Origin of the sequence: Pseudomonas sp. B15(2017), from assembly GCF_002113215.1 — a bacterium.
Lineage (GTDB): Bacteria > Pseudomonadota > Gammaproteobacteria > Pseudomonadales > Pseudomonadaceae > Aquipseudomonas.
The window spans coordinates 210,929-236,156 of the sequence record NZ_NEJZ01000001.1 but is presented as its reverse complement, the minus strand read 5'-3'; the positions used below and the strand labels follow the sequence as shown (position 1 = coordinate 236,156).

Annotated in this window: 15 protein-coding genes; 8 read left to right on the top strand and 7 right to left on the bottom strand. The window is 58.3% G+C overall.

Annotated elements, in window-relative coordinates; genetic code table 11:
* Nucleotides 1–93: 93 nt before the first annotated feature.
* The 3 genes from CAF73_RS01085 to CAF73_RS01075 all read left to right on the top strand — a co-directional run bounded on the left by CAF73_RS01085 (nt 94) and on the right by CAF73_RS01075 (nt 1,709).
* Nucleotides 94–480 carry a tol-pal system YbgF family protein gene (locus CAF73_RS01085; RefSeq protein WP_007951249.1) on the top strand — a complete coding sequence of 129 codons (387 nt, stop codon included), beginning with the start codon at nt 94–96 and terminating at the stop codon, nt 478–480.
* A 219-nt stretch (nt 481–699) separates the two neighbouring features.
* Nucleotides 700–1,059 carry a PilZ domain-containing protein gene (locus CAF73_RS01080; protein ID WP_085697205.1) on the top strand — a complete coding sequence of 120 codons (360 nt, stop codon included), beginning with the start codon at nt 700–702 and terminating at the stop codon, nt 1,057–1,059.
* A gap of 221 nt (nt 1,060–1,280) precedes the next feature.
* Entirely contained in the window at nt 1,281–1,709 is a 429-nt protein-coding gene (locus tag CAF73_RS01075) for a hypothetical protein (RefSeq protein ID WP_139834793.1), read from the top strand.
* 54 nt (nt 1,710–1,763) lie between these two features.
* Here CAF73_RS01075 and CAF73_RS01070 read toward each other — a convergent pair whose 3' ends face one another.
* Entirely contained in the window at nt 1,764–2,168 is a 405-nt protein-coding gene (locus CAF73_RS01070; RefSeq protein ID WP_085701673.1) for a DUF6124 family protein, read from the bottom strand.
* Between the two features lie 459 nt (nt 2,169–2,627).
* Here CAF73_RS01070 and CAF73_RS01065 point away from each other — a divergent pair, with 459 nt between their 5' ends.
* From CAF73_RS01065 to CAF73_RS01045, 5 genes are all read left to right on the top strand, one after another.
* A complete protein-coding gene (locus CAF73_RS01065) occupies nt 2,628–5,786 on the top strand; it encodes a hypothetical protein (RefSeq protein ID WP_085701672.1) in 3,159 nt (1,052 codons plus the stop codon).
* Between the two features lie 135 nt (nt 5,787–5,921).
* On the top strand, nt 5,922–9,530 hold the full coding sequence (locus tag CAF73_RS01060) for a Tc toxin subunit A (protein ID WP_176247692.1): 3,609 nt from the start codon (nt 5,922–5,924) through the stop codon (nt 9,528–9,530).
* The gene (locus tag CAF73_RS01055; RefSeq protein ID WP_085701670.1) at nt 9,517–13,620 is read left to right on the top strand and encodes a neuraminidase-like domain-containing protein; all 4,104 of its coding nucleotides are present in this window, start codon (nt 9,517–9,519) and stop codon (nt 13,618–13,620) included. Before CAF73_RS01060 ends, CAF73_RS01055 begins: the two co-directional genes overlap by 14 nt.
* A complete protein-coding gene (locus CAF73_RS01050; RefSeq protein WP_085701669.1) occupies nt 13,617–17,339 on the top strand; it encodes a hypothetical protein in 3,723 nt (1,240 codons plus the stop codon). The genes CAF73_RS01055 and CAF73_RS01050 overlap by 4 nt, the downstream gene beginning before the upstream one ends.
* Nucleotides 17,332–18,309 (top strand): Ig-like domain-containing protein, encoded by a 978-nt coding sequence (locus CAF73_RS01045; protein WP_085701668.1) that lies wholly within the window; start codon nt 17,332–17,334, stop codon nt 18,307–18,309. Before CAF73_RS01050 ends, CAF73_RS01045 begins: the two co-directional genes overlap by 8 nt.
* A gap of 23 nt (nt 18,310–18,332) precedes the next feature.
* On the opposite strand, the gene CAF73_RS01040 is transcribed toward CAF73_RS01045, so the two are convergent.
* From CAF73_RS01040 to CAF73_RS01015, 6 genes are read right to left on the bottom strand one after another with little or no spacing between them, the layout of a single operon-like run.
* Complete coding sequence (locus tag CAF73_RS01040) at nt 18,333–19,667, bottom strand: DUF58 domain-containing protein (RefSeq protein ID WP_085701667.1); 1,335 nt, start codon at nt 19,665–19,667, stop codon at nt 18,333–18,335.
* Entirely contained in the window at nt 19,664–20,665 is a 1,002-nt protein-coding gene (locus tag CAF73_RS01035; protein WP_085701666.1) for a MoxR family ATPase, read from the bottom strand. The genes CAF73_RS01040 and CAF73_RS01035 overlap by 4 nt, the downstream gene beginning before the upstream one ends.
* The gene (locus CAF73_RS01030; protein WP_085701665.1) at nt 20,662–21,828 is read right to left on the bottom strand and encodes a DUF4350 domain-containing protein; all 1,167 of its coding nucleotides are present in this window, start codon (nt 21,826–21,828) and stop codon (nt 20,662–20,664) included. Before CAF73_RS01030 ends, CAF73_RS01035 begins: the two co-directional genes overlap by 4 nt.
* Nucleotides 21,825–23,369 carry a DUF4129 domain-containing protein gene (locus tag CAF73_RS01025; RefSeq protein WP_085701664.1) on the bottom strand — a complete coding sequence of 515 codons (1,545 nt, stop codon included), beginning with the start codon at nt 23,367–23,369 and terminating at the stop codon, nt 21,825–21,827. Before CAF73_RS01025 ends, CAF73_RS01030 begins: the two co-directional genes overlap by 4 nt.
* On the bottom strand, nt 23,356–24,333 hold the full coding sequence (locus tag CAF73_RS01020; RefSeq protein ID WP_085701836.1) for a stage II sporulation protein M: 978 nt from the start codon (nt 24,331–24,333) through the stop codon (nt 23,356–23,358). Before CAF73_RS01020 ends, CAF73_RS01025 begins: the two co-directional genes overlap by 14 nt.
* Nucleotides 24,330–25,055 carry an RDD family protein gene (locus CAF73_RS01015; RefSeq protein ID WP_085697192.1) on the bottom strand — a complete coding sequence of 242 codons (726 nt, stop codon included), beginning with the start codon at nt 25,053–25,055 and terminating at the stop codon, nt 24,330–24,332. Before CAF73_RS01015 ends, CAF73_RS01020 begins: the two co-directional genes overlap by 4 nt.
* Between the last annotated feature and the right edge of the window lie 173 nt (nt 25,056–25,228).

Here is a 25,228-nt window from a genome sequence, read left to right as displayed (position 1 = left end):
TACTTTCTTTATTGAACACGGCAACTTTGGGACAAACGCGCCTGAAGATTTCCGACCAGGGGTCGATACAGAGCACAAGACAGGAGAACCCCCATGCGATTCGTGCCCATTGCCGCCCTTGCCCTCAGCGTCCTCGCCGTCACGGGCTGCACCCGTTGGTCGATGAACCATCATTTGAACAACGCTTACAGCGCCTATGACCGGGGCAACTGCGAGCAGGTGATGCTCGAGCTGTCCAAGGTCGAACGCGCCAGCCGGGCCCGCCCTTACGTGTGGCCGGAAGTCTCGATGATGCGCGGCCAGTGCCTTGAGCGGCAGAAAATGTTCGTCGATGCGGCGCAGACCTACCAGTTCATCATCGCCTCGTACCCCAACAGCGAATACGCCTACCGCGCCCGTGCGCGTCTGGAAACCCTGCAGAGCCTGGGTCACTACCCGACTCGCAGCGCAGCCGCCGTGGTGCGTCCAACCCGATTCTGATGGCGGTTGTCATACAAAAGCTGGCTGCCTGTATAGGGTGAGCTATAGTCCAATGACACCGGTTTAGAGCCTGGACTCCAGACCGGCGCAACACCTGCGACTGGCATGAGCAATACGTGGCGAGCGCCACACCGGGAGCGGGGAGAGCGGACCTGACCGACAGGTTCGTTCCGAAGCACAGTGCGGCCCGTTTGCCGGGCCATGCATGGCGATACGCTCATGTTTACCGACCGTCGAATCGAACGGCACCAGTTGCCGTATTTTCTGCGAGTGTTCAACAGCGTCACCGACAAACCCATCGGCTTTCTGGGCAACGTCTCCGAAGACGGGCTGATGCTGATCAGCCAGTTGCCGATGATGATCGGTGCCGAATTCAAACTGCGTCTGAAAATCCCCTTGGGCGATGGCTGCCAGCAGGTGATCGACCTCAGCGCCTGCTGCCTGTGGTGCCACGAAGAGGCCACGCCCCGGTATTACGATGCCGGCTTCAGCCTGTTCCGCACCCCGCCGGAATACGGGCAACTGGTCGAGGCATTGAAGCAGTACTTCAGTTTTCAGCCGTTGCCGGCTTCGGCCTGATTCAAATCCCCCCAAAGCATCGCGGGCAAATCCGCTCCCACCTCGACGCCACTGATCCCGGTGTGAGTGGGCTTGCCGGGCGGCGATCCGACGAATGCAATAACCAAACGCCAGGCCGTCGCATTGATCGATGAGGCAGGCTGCCGTCTGTCGGGACTGTCAGATATTACAGGTGTGCCCGCCATGAACTCTGGCGCTGAATGGGATCAGGCTTGGTCACGATGACCGAGCAAGTTCAACCCATCACCGTTGAGGAGTGGACCATGTCAGGCAATCAAAGGAACGTACAAGCCAATCTCGCTGCCAACGAGCATGTGCTATTGGGATGTGAGCAGGAATTATGCGCAGAGCTTTATGTGACGGCGGAATTTGGGCCCGACGGTAAAAACTTCAGTTTTGAAGTCAGCAGGTATTGGGCGACCCAACTTCCGGAAGGAGTCGGAACCATTCGGTTGAAGGTGGGTGATGACTTTGATGAACAACTGACCGACGCTGCAATTACGGATGGCCGGGAGCATGCGGTTCAAGGGACGGGCGTTATACCGACACCGTTTGGCAAGGCTGAGATGACGTTCACATTTATCTTCAATGCTCCGGACAAGACCGTAACCATGGAAGCGAAGAAGACCCTGACTCATCCTTTGTCGTGAATCTGCGTCGTGCAAAAGGGTCGCCATCTGCCGGATGTGGCGACCCTGTAGTTTTTACGCGCCTATCGCAATCGCCCGCTCGTTATCCAGCGTCCTCTGCGCCAGCAGCAATCCCATCTCGCTCAACTGATAGATCGCCATCGCCAGATGCCGCGGCTTGTCGTCCAGGCTGTCGGCCAGGTCGAGCAGCAGAATGCTCACTGAAGAAAAGGTCTCGTAGGTCTGGATGGCGATTGCCTCGGGGTTGATCTCGGGATCGACCTTGAACATCTGCATGCCGCGATCCACGGAATTGCGCGGTTTTTCGGCCTTGGGATTGAGGTAGAAATCGAGGGCCTTGTGGGCCGCGTCGTGGAGTTTCTTTGAATCGATGGAAGCGTAGGGGGAGACCGTATCGGGTTGATCGGTCGGGTCCTTTGGATCGGTGTCCGAAGGGGGATTTGGAACTGGCTTTTTCATGTATTTCGTACTCGTCGTTAGGGCCACCATCTGGCTCGCGACTAAACGAGAAGGGGTGGCGGCTGTAAGCAGGTTAGTCGACCGGGAGTACGTACCGGTGCGCCCGAGGGCGCCCTGCGAACAGCCACCATCGAGTGCGGGGATAGGGAATACCCGACTGGATGACGCTTATGCGCAACGTACTAAGACCCCGGGCGACTAAACCCGGCCGCTGATTGGCAGCGACGGGGATCAAGTTACGGGGCAACGCCAAGGCGCACAAGCCGGCGGATTCTGAGGGATTTGTAGGCAATGGCACAAGGCATCGTAGCCCGCTGTTACGACTTGCAGGACGCTGCCGGACCGGGCTGTGGGAAGAGTTACCGTTTGTCGGGACTGTCAGAAATGTCAGGTGTATGGAGCAGATGCAATGTCATTGAATGGGTTCAGTACTTGAACATCAACTCGCAGGAGACTGTGATGAGCAACAGCGAAAATGATGAAAAGCCATCGCCTGATGGGGCTGTCGACGACAAGCCAGGTTTGACGACGTTGCTCACATTGAGGGCTTACGAGGGAGATTATTGGGCAGACCTTGACCTGGAGTGTACCTACAGTCCATCAGGCGATACGTTTACCTGCCAGGCAAAACGTTACAGGGCGAGGAACAATGGGGTCAGTTCTGGCAACGTGCTTCTTGAATTCTCTGAAGTGGGACACTGGGGTGAAACTCAGTTGACGGGTAGTGCGACGCAGAATGGGAACTGGCACCACATTTCCGGAGGAGGCACCGTAACTGCCAGACCCTATTACGCGATGGTCAAGTTCCATTACATATACGACAGGAGTGGTGTTTCGGATGTCCATCTAAGATCCTCCAATGTTGTCTTTTTTGTTCCGCAACCACCACAAATTGACCCCATCGGCATTGTTACTCAACGAGCGTTTGATGTAACGGGGACGGGGATGCCCGGTGCAACCGTGTCCATTTTCAACCTTTCGTATGAGCTGCTGGGGAGCCGGGTCGTCGAAAGTAACGGGCGCTGGACCATCAGGATCACCATGCATCCTTCAGAGCCATCAATTACCTTTTACGCCACCCAAAAAGCTCCAAACGATGAAGTTTCCGACAAATCATCAAATGTCACTGTGACTTTTATGGGACGCGCTGAAATCACAAGTCCGAAAGCCAATGACATCATTTCAACGCCCAAACCCACGATTTACGGAATCGGCCAGAATGGCGCGACCATCCGCATTTACGAATCTGGCAGCGGTGTAGTTCTCTACGGTTCCGACACCGTCAATGGCGACAGTTGGAGTATTCCTCTGACGGAGCCGTTGCCGAATCGTCGAATTACACTCGTCGCCGGACAAACGTTCCATGGAATCGAAACGTGGTCCAACGAAGTACCACTCAACGTTCGGCTCAAACCCGGCACCCCGCTCATCACCAACCCTCCAGCCAATGCCATTGTGAACCGTACATTTGATATCAGCGGAACCGGAGGGGTCGCAGGGGCCGATATCAGGGTCCTGCTCGATCTTCAGGACAGGCTGGTCGGCACTACTCAGGTACAAGGCAATAGCTGGAACGCATCTGTCTCTCTCCCGAGCGACATCCCGCCAGGGGAAGTCCGCCTTGCTTGCGAGCAGTTACTCAACGGGGTGCCTTCCGATCGAAGTCTGTATCGTCCGTTCAAACTGAAACCCGAGAGGGTCACGTCACTGGCGGCGACCGTCGATGACGATGCAAAGGTCACCATTACAGGGACGGGAACAGTGGGGGCCACGCTGTACATTAACTATGTAGGCAATGATGTCCCCATCAAGACCTTCACTGTGCCCAGCAATCCCTGGAGCATGGATTACCCTGACTGGTTACCCGGAGTTGCGCCATACAGAATCGGAGCCCGACAAAGCGTGACCGGATCTGATGGACAACCGATCTATTCGGACTGGGCGGACAGAGAAGGGACGTTCACCGTCAATGTACCGTTACCGACATTGACTCATCGCGTCAGCCCGGTAGGCATTCCCACCTTTTCGGGGACCGGCAGAAACTGGCCCGGCCAAACGGCGTCCAGGATCGAAGTCCGCTTGAACAATACCAATGACCCCATCGTGCCGATTGTTGACGTAAGACCGGATCGATCCTGGACAAGCGCGGCAGCGGCACGATGGGCGCCGGGTACTTTTTCGGTGACTGCGCGACAATCCTTCCAGGCACTTTCGTCAACCTGGCTGCAGCCACCTGTAACGGTGATCATTCCCGCGCCCCCGGCGGTTATCGAAAAAGTGACCCCGAACGGCTTGTTTGCAACGGTGACTGGCCAATGCTGGCCAGGAGCTGCGTTGACGATAAGCTTCAGTGACGATTCTGCCTCCCATCCGGTTACGGATACGGACCAGAACGGGCAATGGGATTTCCAGCGCTCCACGGCGTTTCGCCCCGGCAGGCACACGGTCACGGTCACGCAGACGTTTGGTGGCCAAAGCTCAAGCCCGGTGACCCTGTCTTTCGAAATTGTGCTGAGCGCCCCCGTTATCACTCCGCCAGCCAATGGGCAAACGGATCATTTGCCGGTGCTACAAGGCACCGGCGGGATAGCGGGCTGCACGATCAGCGTGTACGACTTCGTGACCCGAGAGCTGTTGGGAGAAACGATTGCCTCGGGGAATGAGTGGTCGGTGCAACTCACGGAACTCGAATATCAGACCCACACGGTTTTTGCCGTGCAGGTACTGGGGGATCTGCAGTCGCAACACAGTGCCTCAGTCGTTTTTACTGTGGTGTTGCTTGCGCCGACGATCGACTTTCCAAAAAACGGAACATCAGTCCCTCGAACTTTCAAGGTAGAAGGCTATGCCAGGGCGGGGAAAGGATTCGACCGCACGGAGGTCGACGTGTACATCGATGGCGTTGCCCATCGTGTCTATCCGCGTTTTGGCGATGGATTTTTCCAGCAGTATTTCCCCCGGCCGTTGGGGCCATGCGTCGTGACAGCCAGGCAGTACTTCAGGGATCAGGCGTCACCGAATGCTCAAGAGGTACTTGTCACGATCGTTCCCGACAAGGCGCTCATTGAAACGCCAGGTGAGAGTGAGGCGGTCGGACAGAGCGCGGTGATCTGCGGGTTCGGGTACCCGCAAGATACCGTCGTCGTTGCCCTGCCAGGCGGCACTGAACTGGGACAGGCCGAGGTCCGGGAAGACGGGACGTGGTCCTGCGGGATCGAACTCCCTGAGACCCCTGCCGACCTTTCCCTTCTCACCGAGCAGCGCAAGGGCGGGTTCCACTCGGGTTGGTCTAAACCCAGAGCACTGCTGCGTCTCGCGCCCCCTCCTTCGTTTGACGAGCCGGCGGAGGGCCAATGGGAGGGAAAAACGCCTGGATTCGCCGGTGGTGCTCTGACGGGGTCGCAGGTTGATGTGGCCACCTGGTTCGACGCCGACGACAAGCATGCAAAAGCGCTCGTGACCAACGCTGAACGTTGGGACGGGGTATCCGAGCGAAATCTGCCTGCTGGCCCGCATTGGGCCCGTGCCGTGCAGATCCTGGGTGGAAAACGTTCCGTACCAGCGGACAGCAAACGATTCGAAGTCGCGCCCTCAGACGAGTCGTCACGCCCGGACTAATCCGACCAAAGGCGACGTCTACTGTCATTTCTGACAGTAGACGACGTCGGCTCAAACACGCCAGATTCACGGTATATGCCACGCAAAATTTGCTTGTCCATAACCGGAAATCGTTTCGAAGCCAGGAGCATCAACATGACCCGCTCTCCCGCCCAGATCGCTCAGCAGATGTTCATTGAGGCGGTCGGAAAACCCAAGCGTTCATCCACCACGGCCCTGAAACGTTTCTTCACGGCTGGAGGATCGGTCGCCGTTCTGGCAAACAAGGGCGTTGACGGGTTGATGCAAGACCTTGGCCTGGACCGGCACCAGGCCAGCATGTTTCAGCAGCGTCTCAATGTGCTTTCGAGCGTGGTATTGCGGCAGTTCATAGAACACCAGTTGACCACGAAAGATGCCACGCCTGTCGCGCGTGCGGGACTCAATAACGGTCCTACTTACGCCTTGTTGTTCAATCCGAATTTCGATGCGTTGTGCCCGCCGGGTGCCATTGAAGCCATTCATTCGCCGGCAGCGTATCTCACGGCTCTGTTGCATTGGGCAATGCATCGGCTGGGTGTGACCGATGGCAAGGGCTTTGCACTGGTGGAGCGGCGGACGGATCTCGAAAAGCTGTTGATCGATTTCAATGCCGTCCATGGCACAGTGTCGTCAGTGAACGTGATCAGCCACATCATGGAGCGCTTCATCACTGCCACACTGGGGGCCACTCAGAATCTCGACGAAGAGCTGAACGAGAAGGCATTTCCCCGCGAGCTGCCCTTTCACTGGCCTTGGGTCACCCTCGATCATGTACTGAAGGGGCATCACGAATCGGTGGGAAGCGTGGTGCGACTGTGCGATATGCAGTATCCGTACTTTCTTCGTTCTGCGCCCTGGAGCAGCCAGTCTGACGCGGCATTGATCCAGGCTTCGCGATCCAGTCCTTCTCAGCGTGCCTTGCTGATCGAACCCGCCTATTTTTCGGGCGGAGGAGGGGCGGGAGATTTCTACCCACGGTACTTCGGCCTGACGGCAGTGGAGGGGCCAAACCTGGCGAATGTGGGGCTTTTCAACGAAAGAACGAAACTCGACAACACAAGCCTTGAGGCCTTGCTCTGCGTCGAGGCATTTTTGCCCTGGCTGTCTGAAAACGCACAGAGTCAACATGCGGGTCCGGTGAATGGCAAGGACCATGGGGCTGTTTTCATTCATGAGGCAAAGGATCCTCCCATTGCTATCCAACACCGGGAAATTGACGGCCTGAACCGTTTCGAGCAGATGACGCCTGACCGGATTGACCGTATCAATCGAATCGTGCGGTTGAGCGCCTGGATGGACCTGCAACACCACCAGACCGACAGGCTCATTGTTGCGGCGATGCTCGCTGAAACCCCGTCACCGGCCCCTTCTCGTTATTGGATAACATCGAATACCTTGCGAGCGCTCGGCCTGTTTCAGGAGCTGCGGGAAGTCTTTGAATGCACCGCAGAGGATTTCGCCGCTTTCATCGGGTCTCTTTCCGTTTTCGGCCGGGGCACGGAGCGCGCTCAGTTCGATCGAATCTTCAACAGCGCAGCCCCCGGTTTTCGTCCCCTGGTGCTGGATGATCGAGCGTTCCCGATTATTCCGGTGTCCGCTGCCGACCAGCTCACGGTCCAGCAGTTGTGCGGTGGCCTGGGCATTGATCTGGAAACCTATTTTTACCTCGCCAACCTGATTGCTGCCGCCCACGGCCTGACTCAGCTCAAGTGCAGCCTGCCGATCGTGTCCGGTTTTTATCGCATGGTCAGGCTGCCAAGGTTACTGGGGATCACTCCAATCGAAAGCATCTTGTTGTTGAACGTGATGGGTGGTCAGGTATGGGTGAACGCGTTGGCAGGCATGACACAGATCAACGACAGCAAATCACCCGAAGAACCGGATGTGCTGAGTGTGATGCATGCCTTGATGGATTGCGTGCGATGGGCTCGGGTCGCGCAACTGCCCGTGCATTGGGTGGTACAACACGCAATGGTCTGGCCACCGGCACAACCCGATGCCGGACAACTCACGCTGTTCGATCAGTGGCGCCATCAGGTTACGGCGGCTCTTGTGACGGAGGACGCACTGAGAATGGCCGGTGTCCTGCCCTTGTCGAACGATCGGCGGTGGTTACGGGCGCTGGCGCCATTGGTCGACGAGCGAGGGCTGATTGGTGATTTCGTCGAGTCAGCGGATCAGACCTTTGAAGCCCATGCCCGGGAGGTGATCGAGCGGGCCGTGCTGTCGGAGACGGGCAGCATCGATACCGGTCTGGTCGGGCTGATTCTGGCTGTCGTGCTGCGTTGCCGTGCCAGTCAAGTCAGCGTGGTGCAGGAGGGGCTGGCGTCGTATAGCGGTCTGAAGCCTGATCGGGTGCTGCAGGTGCTTGGCTGGTCTGGCGGGAGTGTGCATTACGTACTGGCTCAAGTGCTCGGATTGCCGCAAGAGGTTAACGACGACAGCCTTGAACAGCAGCGGGAGAACCCGTCGAGCGACCTCGTTTTACAGGTGTTGGCCGAGTTTTCGAGACGCAGTGCCGTGGTCGCAATGCTGGAACTCAGTGGAGAGTTTCTGACTCATTTCATTGCGTCGGGTGCACCTGAGGACAACGCGTTCGATCTGTCAACACTGTATGAACTTACGGTCTATAAACGTGCCCTGAGCATGATCGATCAGCCCGAAACGAGGCTGGTCGATTATCTGCGCCGGATGCTGGCGCTGCCCGCCGATCTGAGCCACCACGGTCTTGAACTTGTTCAGGAACGGGCCGCGAAGTGGCTTGCAGAGCTGTTCAACTGGAGTGTGGATGAGGTGCGCGCCTGCGCCGCTCACGTGAATCCCTCGAAAGGTTTGGTCGTGACGTTACAGCACCTCGATGTGCTGACACGTCTGCGCTTGCTTGCCAAAAAAACCGGACAGAGTGCCAGGACGCTACTCAAGCTGGGGACGCTGCCACCGGACAGCCCATATCCTGACTATGACTACGTCGCGGACCTCGTCAGAGCCAGCCTGACGATCAGGACCGAACCAACCTATACAAACGACGTCATGGCTGTGGGGCTGGACGTGGTCGTGCGTTGGACGACTGTGCCGGATCCTGTGAGGTTGATCGCCAACAAGCCCGGTGAATCCGCCGAATTCACAGTCACCGTAGAGAACCGCGAAGGTCAGGCCCGAGTGAACGTCAATGTTCACTGCGCCACTGCGCTGGGCCGGTTCGAACCGTCAATGATCACTACCGGTATCGACGGCACGGCGACGGTCAAGTTTTTCCCGGATGGCCGGATGGGCAACGTCACGCCGACATTCCGCCTCGACCTTGGTGAAGATGCAGCCGCGCCCGGCATCGAGATCGGCCCGGATATGGCCACTCTTCATGCGAAGGCCGAAAACCCTTTCCCTCTGCCAGACAGTACGGTGCTGGTCGGAACGCAGGTGACTTACCGTGCCATCGTCCAGGACGACTGGGACAACCCTGTCGCAGGCGCATCGTTGACCTGGAAACTCGATCCGTTGCCTCAGGGCGAGATCAAAACCGTCACTGATCACCAGGGACGTACCGACGTGACATTCACCAGTGACATGCCGCTTACCGTGAAGGTCAGGGCGACAGCTGAAAATTCGACCAGCGCTACTTTCCGCGATGTGAACTTTGTCGCGGCCCTTTCCAGCGCTCCCGCGAGTGTCGGCATCTCGCAAGCAACCCAAACAGTGAGGGGAGACGGCGATGAACAACAATAAACAGACAGGTGAACTCTCGGCCCTGCGTCGTAATGCGTTGATTGATTTCTGCCTGCTCGCCAAGCATGAAAAAGCCGGGCTTCCGTTTCCAATGAGTACCCAATCGGCAGAAGACCTCTGGGAATGGTTGCGCTCCGATCCGCTGGACGGCGATGAGATTGAAACCTCCTGGGTGGCGGAGGCCGTGAGTTGTCTGCAGGCCTACATTCATGCGGTGTTTCAGAAGCTTGAACCAGGATACGACGGACGCGAGTTCGATCCCGACCTGCTGGAAGAGTGGGGCATCGCCGGCAGTTACGGACCGTGGTCAGCAAGCATGCTGCTGCTGTGCACCCCGGAGGACTACATCACGCCTTATGTACGCATCCGCAAAACCGAGTTGTTCAAAGTGCTTGAGAGTCATTTGAACCAGACCTCGATCACCGACGATTCGGTACTCATGGGCGTACAGCGTTACCTGCGCAGCTTTGAAGAAACCTGCAATTTGAATGTCTTGACCGGTTACCTGGACGGTGCCAATCCGCTGAACACACGTTATTACCTGGTGGGCAGGCAACGCGTTGCACCTTATGACTGGTTCTGGCGTGCGGCGAATATCGAACTCACAGTGGATTCGCCATCGGTCAATCCGACAGCATGGCAAGAATGGAAGCGGGCCGACATGCCCACCGATGACACTGTGCTGGACTGTCGGATGGTTTATTGGGAAGGCCGGCCGTGCATGGTCTGGGTCCAATGGCGGCCGGGCGTTTTCGATAACGCGGGTGAACTGCAAAGTCCTCATGAACTGGAGGTCATGGTGGCGTTCATCGCGCTGGACGATAGCTGGTCGCCCCCCATCCGCTTGCATCTGCTGCAGACGGACAAGGACGTTTCGAAGGGTTGCCGTCTGGTCGCGGTGATATTGCGCGACGAGATCGATACCTCGTATCCCAAGGGCCGGCTGGCGGTGCACGTGACCAATGTCCAGCCTCAGGCAGCGACAGCGTCGGTGTTGTCGGTGGCTATCTATGAAACCCGTGACTCGCTGTTTCGCAAAGTGAAGGACGAGACGGCGGTCATGGATTACCTGGCCAATCACTTGTTTGTCGAGCGCCGTACGCTTCAGCAAAAAATGCGGCCACAGTTGTTTCCGGCCGTTGACAGCCAGATCAGTCAGCCCGGCACGCTGGCCGAGTCCCTGGGGATCAAGGCTTATATCGTGCGTAACAGCGCTACCGAGCACTCGCTCTGGGTTCAGGGGCATTGTGCTCAGGTCTCGCGTGGCAGTGGCACAACGATGGATTTCACGCTTGCCGTCAAGTCCTCCACCGGTAGCGACCCGCAGCCATTGACTGACAAGTACCCGTCTTCAGGGGGATGGGCAACGAAATGGCTGGAAATCAAGCGGTCGGCGTTCAATGGCAACACGATCACCGTGACGCTGACAGGTTCGGCCAGCGCGGGTGAGCGAACCCTTGTCCTTACCGTCCCTGCGAGCCTCGCAGAGCACGGGCCGCTGCCTTATATCCATGACACCAATGAAAAGGGCGGGCAGTTTCTGGCCTTCAACCAGTTGGCAAATGTTCTCAAGTTGAAATACGTCCGGCTCAACACGTTGATCGGTCACGAACTGGTGCTGCGTTCCAGTGTTTCGATCAGCGCGCTACTTGACTGGGCGACACAGTTTCCGAAAGAGCCGCCTCTGCCTGAAAACCAGAGCGAGCCGAACGGGCCGTTCGATGGCGCCAATGGTCTGTTTTTCTGGGAGCTGTTTTTTCACTTGCCGCATCTGATTGCCGCCCGGCTGCGAGATGAAAGCCGATTTGAACAGGCACAGCGCTGGCTGCACTTCATATTCGAACCTCAAGCACCTGCGAAGCCGGAGGAAGGTGATATCCCGGCAAGACCGCAATATTGGCATTGCCGACCTCTGAACACGAAAAAGCCCGACGTTGCCTACGAGGTCTTCTCACCGGGGGATCCGGATGCCATTGCCTATTCATCGCCCTGGCATTACCAGGTCGTGATATTCCTCGACTACGTGAACAATCTCATCGCCTGGGGCGACTGGCTTTATCGCCAGATGACACGAGACAGTCTGACGGCCGCCAAGCTGCAGTATGTCCGCGCCAGATCGCTGATGGGCGCGAGACCGCATACGCGCAGCGTCAATCGCTGGGTTGCCAGAGAGCTTGGCGATCTTGTGAAGGAGATGCAGAGCCGAACGACCCTCGCGGAATTCGAAGCGACATTGCAGTTGCGAGAAGAGGATCTACCGGTCAGGGCTTTGCGCACTCAGCATTTGGGTGTCTACGGCACGACTTCTTTCAAGATACCGGTCAGCCCGCGTTTGCTGTCGTTCTTTGACCTGCCGGATCAGCGGATCGACAACATTCGTAATGGTCGGACTATCGATGGCAAGTTGGCGTCCATCCCGCTCTTTACTGCCATGGATCCACAGGACCTGTTGAACCGCCTGGCGGCTGGTAACGCCGGCCCCGTGCGGCCGATGGGCGGACAGTTGCGGGTGGCGGCCTATCGCTGGATCGTACTGTTCGATGCAGCGTTGCAGATGGTGCAGCATTTACAGGAGCTGGGAAACGAAGTGCAGCGCCTGCTTGAACAGCATGATCGGGTTCAGCAGGAAATCTTGCAGCAGCGTCATTTGACCGAGTTGGGCGATTTCTCTCGTCGGGCTCAGGAAGAATCCATCACGCGTGAGGTCGAGCTTCTCACGGCGTTGCAACACAGCTGGACCATGGCCGAAGAGCGCGAACGGCATTTCGCCGACCTGTACGAAAAAAACATTTCTCCGAGTGAGTCCACTGTCATGAAGCAGATGGAAACTGCTTCGATCCTCTCGACTTTTGCCAGCGCTTTTTACGCGGGGGCGGCGATCGTCCATGCGTTCCCCAACATTTTCGGAATGGCCAATGGCGGCCATCAGCCAGGTTTCCTGTTAAGCGCCGTGGGGAATGGTATTCAAATCAATGCAGACGCGTTGCGCGCCAATGCAGACAGAATAGCCGTCTCCGAAATCTATCGTCGCCGCCGAGAGGAATGGCGGCTGCTGCGTAATCAGGCCACTTCTGAAAAGAATGCGATCAGTGCCCAGATTGCAGGTCAGGAACGGGCCATCAACGCAGCAAGGATCAATCTGGAATACACCCTTGCCGCGAATAGCCAGACGCTCAAAATGTTCGAGTTCCTGCAGACACGGGCGACCAATTCGGAGCTTTATCAGTGGCTGATAGGGCAACTGCAAACCTTGCATTTTCAAGCGTACGACGCTGCTGTTGCTCTGTGCCTGAGTGCTCAGACAGCCCTGCGCGCGGAAACCTGCGAGTTCGATGCCTATCAACTGGACACTGATGTCTGGCGAGACCAGCGACGCGGCTTGACCGCTGGCGCTACCTTACAGGCCGGGCTGTTGCGAATGCGGTCGGAATTTTTGCAACGACGGGAGCGACGCCAGGAGATCCTCAAGGTCGTTTCGCTGCAACAACTGTTCAACGATCCGGCGACCCGGCAAAAGGGTTATGAAAACTGGGCTGATGCGCTGCAACACTTGCTCTCAAGGGGGGCTCTGGATTTCGAGCTGAGCCAACTGCTGTTCGATCGTGATTACCACGACCATTACTGCCGCCAGATTATTCGTGTCGAGGTCACCCTGCCAGTGCTCATGGGGCCCTACGAAAATGTGGTGGCGACGTTGTCACAGGTCGGCAGCTATATCGCCATGAAACCGTCGAACGAGTCTTTGGAGTATCTGCACTCCGGTGAGGGCGTTGCGCCTGCCGATGTGCTGATCAATCTGAGCAGCGGGCAGCAGATTTCTCTGTCCACCGGACTGGACGATACCGGTTCGGCTTTCCTCAGAAGTGACGAAGGCTTGACGATGCCATTCGAAAACACTGGCGCCGTCTCGCGCTGGCAGATCGTATTTCCCTGGCACCAGAAGCAACAGCCGATGTTGCTTTCGCTGACCGATATCGTGATCAAGGTGTTCTACACCGCCAAGGTCGGGGATCTGGCGTTTTCCAGAAAAGTACAGGAACTGGTGAACGAGGCTGAGCTCAAGGTCGAAGCCAAGGGAGCGCAATCATGAGCGCAAAAGAAATCGAAACGGATCACAACTTCGTGATGAACGGCGACATGACTGAGGCCTATGACCACTGGGACGATGTGGCCAATCCGGGCGGCGTCGGTATCCGGGACGACCGATGGGGCGAAGACATCGTCTCGATCATGACGCTGACTCACGGTGCGGCGGTTCGGCAAAGGTTGTTCGTGCCGATCGAACAGCAGGCGGAGGCCCTTTATAGCCTGCGTTTTCTCTATGAAAACACTTATCCGTCTTCGGTCGGGCTGGTGGTGATCAACAAAAGGGGCAGTGACGAAAAGTTTGAAATCGAATTGCCGGCGAAGGCGGGATTTTCCGATCCTCTGGCGGTTGATCTGCTTGAGGTGCGGGAGGAATTGCCGGACAGGCTGGGGTTGCAGGCGGGTGATGAGCTGGAGATCAATCTGAGCAGCCCGAGAAGGGCGGCGGGCGAACCCAGCTCCGTGGAAATCCGTCTGACCGGAATAGAGATAAAGCTGAATCTTCCGGCGCTGGCGTTGGAGGCCGTCAGCAATGATGGCAAGCGCTTCGAATCGGGGAGCGTTTTGCCGATCTGTCTGGGCGCAACGGGTGACCAACGCCACAGGGTTTCTTTTGTGGTTGATCCGCAGAGTGTCTGGAAAAACCTCGAGGCCAGCCTGTGGTTTGAAGATAACCCGCTGGAGGCCATTACCGCTGAACCCGAATTGGGACAGCCCCAGCTCATCGAGCTGGGCTGGTTGCTGGATTGTCCGGAGCCGTCAGGTAAAGAACCTTATGAACTGAACGCGAAAATTCATAGCAAATACTCGGCGCCCCCTTATTCGCTGTCGGTTAACTGGGGGCATCATCGCTTGGCGTTGCGCGCACTCAAGCAGGCCGAAACGTGCCCGGTCATCGAGTACAACCAATCGGTGGAGCTGCGGGTTCAGGTCATATCCTTCTACACCCAGGCACCGGTAGCGAGAGAAGTGGTCTGGCGGGTTGAAGGTAAAGAGGGGAAGGTTCTGCACCGGGCACACACCGATGCTCAAGGTTGCGCGACCTTCCAGTACACACCAACCGAAGAGGGGGAGAGCCAGGTCACTGCCTCGGTTGCCAGTCTTCTGTCCGACAATGGCGAGGCGACGCATACATTCAGGGTCTGGGCGTTTGCTATTGATCCGTTCAAAACCTTGCAGGCTCGCTTCGATGGCGGAGCACCGGCCCTCTGGGGGGCGAAAACCCGCTATCCGGAGCGCGGTGAGCGCTTCCTCGTCAATCTGGACTTGCCTGCGGGACATCCTCTGAGCGCCGCCGGGTTTTTCCTGATTTGGGCCAATGGTGATTCTCAAGAGGATGTGGGCGCAACCGCTCAGCCGGGTTTCGGTACCCCAGCGCCTGTTGTTGACGGTACAGTCCTCTGGACGACGCACTTCGAGGACAAGCGAGATGGCCTGTTTGATTGGGCTCTCGGTTGTACAGGCTTGCAGCATGTATCGTCAGGCAATGCTCTTTCGCTGGCGCACAACAGAATCGAGATCGGCGAAATCTGGGGGCCGAACAAATCACCGGTGGTGGACGAGCGCGATGTCGTCACGTGCATGGTGAAAGTACAAAAACGCGACAGGCAACCGGTCGGTAATGTGGCAATCGAGTTTGTTACCCCTGCCGGTACGGTCAAATCTTTCACGGGTGTAGATGGCTGGGGAAGTGTCGATCACACACCGACCGAGGCCGGAGATTACGAAATCGTCGCGCGGGTTCAGCGCCATGAAGATGCTCCTGTGGAGGAGCGTTCATTTGCCGTCAAGGCTCTACCCACCAGCGCATGGGAAGGGCAGGTCAACGTCTCTCTGGACGGGAAACCGGTCGATCGGCTGATTCAGGGGATGGTCTGCCGGCGTGGCAGAGCGCACAAGCTGCGGATTGATCCCGTTGCGGGCAGCAGCTTTGTCGGTCAATCGATTGCTCTGAACTGGAACGGAAATACACCCCCTTTGCCGGGATTCCAGCTGAGTCCGGCGGTCGGCGTTGCCCGGGAGCTGAGCATTTCCGGCCTTGAGTGGGACATTGTTTCAGGCTCGGACAAGAGTGGATTCTCGACCCTGGCGTTCAGCAGTTCTCATTTGCCGGAAAAGCGCGAGTTTGCATTGCGGCTGCTGGCCGCCGATCTTGCCAGTGAGGCCCGTGCGATGCTTGATCATGTTTCGGCAGAGCCGGGTAAAGACACGCTTTACCCCTGCCTTTGGGCTACCCACAAATCCGCACTTATGCCAAACGGGGTCAGTGCGTTGCACGGACTGACGGTGAACTCCGCCATTTCACCGATTCCACCTGGTCTGGTGATCGATCCGCCGCTGTCAACCGATCTTGTCATGACGGCGGGGGGGGCACGCAGGGAACTGAATTTTTCCAATAGCTCGGCCAATGCAGTGATGACATTGACCGAGACCGTCATGGTCGGTGATGAGCCTCTGACGGCGCAGACTCAATTGAAGCTGGGTCACAATAAAATCAAATCGGTGGCCGCTCTCGGGCCGGCGATTGATCCGGTTTTGAGCAAGGGGCAGCGTGCGCGAGTGCAAGCACAGTTCTACTCGGCATTTGCTGATCGGCCGGTTGAGTCTTCGTCGATTGCATGGCATGTGGAAAGTGCAGATCCGGTCAATGCCCTGACAGATTCGGATGGCTGGTCAACGTATGACGCAAAGCCGCAAAGCGCGGGTATCAGTACCGTAAGCGCGACCGCTCTCAATCTGTACGATCAGACAACGGCCGAGCAGCATTTCGAACTCAAGACCTTGCCGGACGATCCCTGGAAAAGTCTGCGGCTGGTCACCGAGTCATTCGATGGTCTTTGGGGGCAACGTGCTTTGTTCCCCAGACGTGCTGAGCCGTTCAGCTTTCATCTGCAGGCCGACGATACCCATCCCTTGCGCAATCAACAGCTGGCTGTCGGCCTGGATCATCCTGTGCCGAGCGAGCTCGGGCTTGAATTCAGCGAGGTGTTGGGTGAGTTCCGGGATTGGACGGGTGAGGAACTGACATGCTCGTTCAATGCCGGCGATATCAAGGACGGCAGCATGGCCGTTCGATTGGCCGCCAGTCGTTTGCTGGAACTGTCTCCTCCTCAACCTATGTCATTGGGTAGTCAAGCCATTGCTGCGCACATCAATGCGAGTGCCGGTGTGTTTCAGACTGTCAATTGGGGGAAACCGGTTGTTTGCGAAGTTAAGTTGACGAGTGCGTTGACCGGAAAGTCGATGGCAAACATGCGGGTCAAGTGGGAGCGGCCAGAACATGAGGCGATGTTTACGACCACTAATCATCGGGGCATGACGCGAATCAGCTTCGTCCCCGACTTTGCCGGCCCGGGTGCAGTTCGTGCGTCGGTGGCGGGCGGCACTGACTCGGCGTATGTCGATTTCCAATACTTCATGAATGAACCTCGCCGGATTGAAGCCTTGTTCTCCGATGTAACGGAGGGAACACCGGGGACGAGGGTCACAGCACACATCATTTTGGTGTCGGCCAGCAGCGGCAGGCGTTTGAAAGGCGTCCAAGTTGAATGGAAGTTCCTTGATCTTTCCATCCCGCCGACGACGACTGACGACAAAGGGGAGGCTGAGACTGTGTTCAGATTACCTGCCTTCAACACAGCTGTTCTTCGTGCAACTGTGACAGGCGGGATTGCCGGTTGGAGTGTCAAACAAATCGAGTTCAAGGGGGTGCCTAATGTCTAATATTTCCGTAAGTTCTCAGACCTGGTTGCAGAATTTCAGACCCTACGTGAATAGCACAAAAGTAAAATGGCCTGACCTGTATTTGTATCTGATGGCGGGAGAGTGCATCGATCTGACGCTGGAGTTTGAATACAGCTATTTGATTGGCGATCCGGAGTCCCCTTTGAAGTTGTGTTGTGAGCCGGACGCGGAGTCGTTGGGGTTGGAGTGTGATCCGCCTTTTGGGCAACTAGTGGAAATGAAGGAAGGGCTTATCGAACTGACTTGGCATATTTCTGCTCACAAGACATCCGGTGCACCGTTTGAACTGCATTTTGAGATGCCTTTGTATCAGGGGATGCCGCCTTCACCGTTGGTACCGGGAAAAATAGAGGACGTGCTTATCGACTCGCTCAGGTGCGATCGACCTGTGACTTATGTTGGATATGAAGTCAATGCTCAGGCCTTGGTGCTGGCTTCCCCCAGCGGTCGACCTGTGCCGGGAGTCACTCTGAATTGGACCTACGCAGGAAGGCCGTTGCCTGACTCCACTTCAGACAAAAATGGCATCGCATCATCTGTTTTCACGGTAACTGACATTGGCGAGCATGATTTGGAAGTCTCTCTGGCGGGAGACTCTTCCAGTCCCAAGATCCAGCGTATCGTAGTCAAGGATCAGCTACTTGCAGTCATTAAGCTGGAAGTTGATAAGTACGAAGTGCCCGTCGGAAAGTCTTTAGAAGTCCGAGCACTCTTGCAGTCTTCGCTTACTCAGGAACCCATGGAAGGGGTAAAAGTTGATTGGGAGTATCGTCACTATGGGGATGATGTGAGCTACTCGAATGCCTTGGGCAGGACGTCAACGTGTGTGCTTGCTACTCAAGAAATGTTTGAACGCCCACCTTTATATATTTGGGCCCACGTTCATGGCCCTAATTTCACCGTGTCCAAGGGCATGACTTTGCTCGTTGTTCCGAATGCCAATATTTGAGGAAATGGAGTGGAGATACATGATCATTGCAGCACGCCTGATTTCTTCCAGGCCAGATACCGAGTGACAAGCTCATGATTCAACTTTTCTGCACGCGTATCCAACACCGGGCATCCGTGAGTGCTGAGTCGTTCCTGGATGTTGGCTCGTGTGTTCAAGTAATCAACCGCACCGCAGTAGGACAATGCCTCTTGCAAAGTTTGTACTGATGAACGGCGCAAAAGGTCAGGAGCCATTTCGCGCAGACTCACTAAAAGAACAGGATGATGTTGACTCAAGAGTTTAACGGCGCTCAGTACCCCCTCATCATCCTCTTCGCGAAGGTTGCTCATCAATACCACCAGCGCCCGGCGCGTCTGTCTGGCCAGTAACCGGTTCACCGCTGCCGGGTAATCGGCCGTGCGTTGCGTGCTATCCAGATCATAAACACTGTTTAGCAGTGCCTTGAGCTGTCCTGCTCCTTTGACTGGTGCAATAAACCGTGGCTGATCACTGGCAAATGTCATCAACCCCACCGCATCCCCATGCCTTAACGCCACATAACTCAACAGCAAACACGCATTCAACGCATGATCGAAATGCGACAGCTCCCCATCCTGACTGCGCATGTTCCGCCCGCAATCAAGCATGAAAACAATCTGCTGATCCCGTTCGTCCTCGTACTCTCGGGCAATCGGGGTGCGGTGGCGGGCGGTGGCTTTCCAGTCGATCTGGCGCAGGCTGTCGCCTTCGCGAAACTCGCGCAGTTGATGAAACTCCATCCCCTGGCCACGGCGTTGGCGCTGGCGCACGCCGAGCTGGCTGAGCCAGTGGTCGACTGCCAGCAGTTCACCGCCGTAGAGGCGGGCGAAGTCGGGGTAGACGCGGGTGTGGTCGGTGATGTTCAGCAGGCGTTTGCCGGACCACAAACCCAAGGGGCTCGGCAGGTTGAGCTCGCAGGTGTCGAAGGTGAAGTGGCCGCGTTTGAGCGGGCGCAGGCGATAGCCGATCAGGCTGCTCTGGCCCGGTTGCAGTTCGATGTCGAGCGGCAGATTTTCGAAGCTCAGGCCATCGGGTACGTGGTCGAAGATCTGAATGGCCAGTGACTGGTCGAAGTCGTGTTCGACTTCCAGCCGTACTTCGCTCCAGCGACCGAGGGCCAGGCTGCCGGGCATTTGCCGATGTACGCGGGGCGAGGGCAGGCGCTTCAAGCGCAGCGCGTCCAGCAGGCTCAGCGCGAACAGCGCCAGCAGCAAACCCCAGTTGATGGACAACAGGCTCGATGGCACTTCGACATCCAGCGCCTGTAACGCGCCCAGGACAATGCCGATGGCCAGCAGAATTGCCAGCCAGATCAACAACCGACGCGAGGGTTTCACAGGCGCGGCGCCGGTACTTGGTCAAGCAGTTGCTGAAGGACTTGATCAACTTGCAGTCCTTCGATGTCCAGTTCCGGTGCGAGGCGCACCCGGTGACGCAGCACCGCCAGCGCGCAGCCCTTGATGTCGTCCGGGATCACGAATTCGCCACCGCGCAACAAGGCCCGGGCGCGGGCGCAGCGCACCAGTGCAATGGAGGCGCGAGGTCCGGCACCGAGTGTCAGCCCCGGCCAGGTACGGGTGCTGCGCGCCAGGCGCACGGCGTAATCGAGCACTTGATCGTCCAGCGGCAAATCACTGGCGATGCGTTGCAGGGCTTGCACGTCCTTGGCCTGCAACACGGTGCGCAGCGGCTGCACGTCGAGCATGTCGGCGCGGGTCGAGCGGCTGACCTGCCGCACCATGTCCAGCTCCTGATCGGCGTCGGGGTAATCCATGCGCACCTTGAGCATGAAACGGTCGAGCTCGGCCTCGGGCAGCGGGTAGGTGCCTTCCTGTTCGATCGGGTTTTGCGTGGCGAGCACCATGAACGGCTGGGCTATCGGCAGGGCGCGACCTTCGAGGGTGACCTGACGTTCCTGCATCGCTTCGAGCAGGGCGGCTTGCGTCTTGGCCGGGGCGCGGTTGATCTCGTCCGCCAGCAGCAGGTGGGTGAACAACGGGCCTTTGCGCAGTTTGAACTGCTCGGTCTGCAGGTCGTAGACCGCGTGGCCGGTGACGTCGCTGGGCATCAGGTCCGGGGTGAACTGGATGCGCGCAAACTCGCCGCCAAAGCACTTTGCCAAGGCGCGTACCAACAAGGTTTTGCCGAGGCCGGGAACGCCTTCGAGCAGCACGTGGCCGCCGGCGATCAGCGCGGTCAGCACGTCGTCGATCACCGGGTTCTGGCCGATCAGCGCTTTCTGCAATTCGCCGCGCACTGCTTGGGCCAACTGACTGGCTCGCTGGCGTTGCTGGGCCGCGTGGCCGGGCGAGCCGGGTTCTATGTGTTCGGTCATAGCGTGTTCCTCAAGGCTTGCAGGTGGGCGACCTGACGGCAGAATTCGGCGTCGGACATGCGCCGCTTCGGTGCCGGGCTCAGGGCCTGGCTGATGGCACGGGTCGGCTGGCGGGTCAGACGCGACAGCACCAGCCATTGTTCGGCGACATTCAGTTGATCGAAACCGGGATGACGGTGACGGGCGCGGCGCAGGACGTCCTGCTGCAACGCTTGCAGCAAGGTCTGTTGTCCGTTGTGACGCAGGATGAAACCGGCACTGGCGCGCAGGTGTTCCATCAACTGCCGACGACTGCGCGGGGCGGGCGCCTGCACCGGGCCGTGACGCACGCCGACATGCCACAGCCACAGACCGATCAGCGCGAGCAGGGCGACGATGGCTTGTGGGAAATAGCGCCAGAGCAGGGTCGGCAGACTGTCGTGTTCAGTGTTGTACAACAAGGTCACGGCGGTGTCGGCGCTGAGGTACCAGAGCAGCCAGGCATTGTCGTGTTGCGCAATCGCCGGGGTTTTCCACAGGTCGGCATCGGTGACCACGGTGATCGTGCCGAGGCCGAAAGCCAGTTGCATCATGTGCGTGGCTTTCGCGCTGTTGGCCCAGGCCTGGGCGAGGTTTTTCGGGTCGTCGAGATGGAACGCGGTGTCGAATCCGGCATAGGCCGGGGCGTCTTCGTCTTCCAGGTAGAGCTTGGTCAGATTGGGGTATGGATCTTCGGCGGCATCCGGTGGCGTTGCCTCGAGATCCTTGGTGAAGGATTGATGCAGTTGCACGCGGTCGAGCAGCAGGTCGTTGCTCTGGCCGGTCTTCTCATCCCAGATCGATTCGGCGACGAACACCAGCCTTCCGCCGGCCCGGGCCCAGTTCAGAGCCTGATCGACCTGACGCGGAGTCATTTTCGAGCGGTCATTGAACATCAGCAGTGTGTGCTGGCGCGGATCGATGTCGGGCAACACGGCGAGGCTTTCGGCGTGAGTGACCTCGATTCCGCGTTCGCGCAGAAACATCTCCGCCGCCAGATAAGGATTGGCTTGCGCGGCGGGGGACGGGCCATGATCGACTTCGGCCTGGTAAGGCGTGGCCATGAGGTACAGATAAATGCCCAGCGCACCGAGCAGGACGACGATAAGCGTGCCACCCGAAAGCCAGAGCGCACGCCGGTTCAACGGGCGACTCCCTGGCCAAACAGGGACCGCCAGCCATCACACAATTGCTGTTGCAGATGCGCCGCCGGTACGCGGTGCCCGTAGGCCATGTTCTGCCAGTGGCCTGTGAGGTGACGGCTGTAGGCGAGCAAGTCGGGACGCTGCAACTGTTCGATCCGGGCCAGCACTTCGTTTTCGGTGTCCGCAGGTTTCAGGGTCAGGTTGAAGTCGTGCAACAGATGACTGAGCAGTGCCCGGTACAGCAGGCCCAGTGCTGCGCGCGGCTCGGTTTGCCAGAGCTGTTCCGCGTGGCTGGCGATGTCATCGGGCAGGCTTTCCTTTTGCAGATCCAGCCCGAAGGCCTGTCGCGGCATAGGCCTTTTGATTTGTTTGGGCAAGCGCGGACGGCGGCCGACGAACGCTTGCAGAAAATCCCGATAGCGCCAGACCAGCCAGCCAATTCCGGCGATCAGCGCGCCCCACAGCACGACTTCGATCGCCTTGGCGAGGCCCTCGAGGTGTCGGCCGTCCAGCCAGTCGAGCAGGGTTTTCAACCATTGCGGTGCTTCGCCTTCCTTGTTTTTTTCGGCAGCAGCGGGATCGTCGCCGAAGCGATAACGGGTGACGGTTTCCTTGTTCTTGAACGGCGGTTGTTCGAGCAAGGCCTTGATGCTGTCACGGGATGTCTGACTGGTCAGTGGCTGATTCAGGAGCCGGGGCGCATCCGGCGCGGTGTCAGGTTCGGCGGCCCATGCCGAGGGCACTCCCGGCAGCAGCAGGCACACCACCAGCAGCAAGCCGATCACGCTGCTGTTCAAACGCTGGCGCAAGCGGCGGAACACCAGTTCGATGTCCCAGGCTTCGAGGACGGTGCGGCGGTTCAGGTAAAGACTGAAACCGCAGGCGACGTAGATCGGTTCCCAGATCACCAGGATCAGCGCATAGAACGCATTGGTCAGATGCTCCAGCCAGCGCCATTCGTAGTCGGGCGCGAAGATCAGGCTTTGCCAGTCCCAATCGGTTTCGACCTGTTGCGGCAGTAGCAGGTAGAACAACACCATCAGGCCGATCCACAGCGCCGTTTCCAGATGCACACCGATGATTGTCAGCCACTGCGCGGCGCCGGCGTTGCGTTGCAACAGCACCTGCAAACGCTGCTGGCGGGCGTTACCGTCGAGGCCTTCGAGTTGCAGCACGGGCAGCAGGAAGCTGCGACTGAGGCTGAAGCGGCGCCAGGTCAGACTGGCGAGCAATTGTGGTTTGAGCAGACGCGGCCATTGGCGCAAGGCCTGTTTAAAGGTGGGTGTTTCGCCGAACAGTGCCTTGGAGAGGATGTACAACGGCAAGCGTTCGTACGCCGGTTTCAGCCACCAGAAGATGAACACGGCCAGCGACGGTGAATCCCACAACAGCAGGCTGAGCACCGCGAACAGCGGCAGGGTGACGATGGCCCAGCTGGTCATCAGCAGACGCCGATGTTGCTGGCTCATGAGCACGCCCAGATCCATGGCTTCCCAGGTAGTGCGCGGACGGATTGCCACAGTTGCGTCACTCAGGCGCATGGCGGGTCCTTCCGGCGAACAGCAGATAGATCGCCACGCCGAGCCAGAGCCCGGCGCCGACCAGGTATTTGGTCTGCGGCGAAAGCCCGATGCGTGACGACCAATACGCCTCGATAAACGCGGCGATCAACAGAAACAGCATGACCCCACAGATCAGCAGTACGCTCTGGCGCGCCGAATGTCTCAAGGCCTCGCCGCGCGTCAGGCGTCCCGGTGCTATCAGCGCCCAACCCAGTTTCAACCCCGCTGCACCGGCCAGGACAATCGCGCTGAGTTCAAATGCGCCGTGGCCGATCACGAACGGCCAGAAAGTCTGGCCAAAGCCGATCTCGGTGAGATGCCCGGCCACCGCGCCGATAGTCAGACCGTTGTAGAACAGGAAGAACGCGCTGCCCAGGCCCAGCAGCAAACCGCTGGCAAAGGTCTGAAAGGCGATGCCGATGTTGTGCATGATGTAGTAGCCGAACATCACCCAGTTTTCACTGGCGGCACGCTCGGCCGAGCGCCCGAGGTGGCCGGCGACCGGATCGTACATGCCTTGCATCTCGCGCACCTGCTCGGCGGGGATACGGTTGTAGATCAATTCGGGATTCAGATACACCAGTACCCCGAAACCGGCCAGGCTGCCGAGGAACAGCAGCCCGGCCACCAACACGAAAGGCCATTGCGCGCGAACCAGCCGGGGGAACCCGGCGAAGATGAAGCTCAGCAGGCTGGAACCCGTTTGCCGGCGATGACGGTAAAGCTGTTGATGGCCGCGCAGCACTTGCTGTTGCAATGAGTCGACGAGAAAACTGCTGTAACCACGTTCCTGCGCCAGCGCCAGATGCTGGCAGATTCGGCGATAGGCCTTGGGAAATTCTGCGACCTGCGACGTGTCCTTGCCTCGTTCGAGACGTTCGAGGGCGAGGGTGAAACGCTCCCATTCGGCCTTGTGGCGGGTTTCGAAAAGGCTTTGCTTCATGTCGGACCCAACAGGCCGCGAGCGATGCCGTTAAGCTCGCCAACGGCTTTCGGCGCGCTGATGTGCAGCGGTTGAGCGAGCAATGCAGCGAGTTCATTGACCCGCGCCGTCGACAGTTCCCCCTGGCGTTCGGCGAAAGCGAGCAGGGCGCGTTGTTCAGTCAGGGTCAGCGGGATCGGCGAGCGGCGGGGTTCGGCATCGGGCAACTGCGGGCGCTGGAGCGGGCGTTCGCTGTAGATCACCAGCGTGCCGGCAGCGATGTCGCCCAGGCGTTTGAAAGTCGGGTGTTGCAGGCAACTGATCGCCCCGAGGAAATAGCCGAAGGGCATCAGGTCGACAAAACGCAGCAGGTTGCGCAACAGGGAGGCTGACCAGCCGATCGGCGTGCCATCGTCGTGCACTACCCGCAGGCCCATCCATTGCTTGCCCGGCGAGCGGCCCTGACGCAGCACTTCAAACAGCACCATGTACCACCAGCTCACCCCGAACAGCAGCAGTGATCCGAGGCCTATGCCGAGTTTGCCGAGCAGCGCCAGTAACATGAAAAGCAGCCCCAGGATCAGCCCGCGCAACCCCAGATCGATGGTGAACGCCACGGCGCGCACCATCAGGCCGGCGGGGCGCAGCGGCAGGTCGATGCCTTCCGGCGTTTCGACCTTGTGCCGCGTGTCCAGTGGCGGGGCCAGCGATGCTTTCCTTCGCGGTGCTGTGGTCTCGAGCATGGGCTACCTGATGTTGCCGGATCGGGATGCAAGTGCGTCCGATGCTAGCAGCCTCTCGGGGGGAAACGACATAACTATGTCATACACATTCTTCAACCAAAGGTGACTGAATGATGCGGTGCTGGCCGCGACGACGCTTGAACGCCTAGACTTTGCCGATCTTCAGTTCAGGA

Coding starts and splice junctions, on each gene's coding strand:
- CAF73_RS01075 (WP_139834793.1), top strand. CDS start 1,281: ATGACCGAGCAAGTTCAACCCATCACCGTTGAGGAGTGGACCATGTCA.
- CAF73_RS01045 (WP_085701668.1), top strand. CDS start 17,332: ATGTCTAATATTTCCGTAAGTTCTCAGACCTGGTTGCAGAATTTCAGA.
- CAF73_RS01060 (WP_176247692.1), top strand. CDS start 5,922: ATGACCCGCTCTCCCGCCCAGATCGCTCAGCAGATGTTCATTGAGGCG.
- CAF73_RS01015 (WP_085697192.1), bottom strand. CDS start 25,055: ATGCTCGAGACCACAGCACCGCGAAGGAAAGCATCGCTGGCCCCGCCA.
- CAF73_RS01020 (WP_085701836.1), bottom strand. CDS start 24,333: ATGAAGCAAAGCCTTTTCGAAACCCGCCACAAGGCCGAATGGGAGCGT.
- CAF73_RS01025 (WP_085701664.1), bottom strand. CDS start 23,369: ATGCGCCTGAGTGACGCAACTGTGGCAATCCGTCCGCGCACTACCTGG.
- CAF73_RS01050 (WP_085701669.1), top strand. CDS start 13,617: ATGAGCGCAAAAGAAATCGAAACGGATCACAACTTCGTGATGAACGGC.
- CAF73_RS01055 (WP_085701670.1), top strand. CDS start 9,517: ATGAACAACAATAAACAGACAGGTGAACTCTCGGCCCTGCGTCGTAAT.
- CAF73_RS01070 (WP_085701673.1), bottom strand. CDS start 2,168: ATGAAAAAGCCAGTTCCAAATCCCCCTTCGGACACCGATCCAAAGGAC.
- CAF73_RS01035 (WP_085701666.1), bottom strand. CDS start 20,665: ATGACCGAACACATAGAACCCGGCTCGCCCGGCCACGCGGCCCAGCAA.
- CAF73_RS01080 (WP_085697205.1), top strand. CDS start 700: ATGTTTACCGACCGTCGAATCGAACGGCACCAGTTGCCGTATTTTCTG.
- CAF73_RS01085 (WP_007951249.1), top strand. CDS start 94: ATGCGATTCGTGCCCATTGCCGCCCTTGCCCTCAGCGTCCTCGCCGTC.
- CAF73_RS01065 (WP_085701672.1), top strand. CDS start 2,628: ATGAGCAACAGCGAAAATGATGAAAAGCCATCGCCTGATGGGGCTGTC.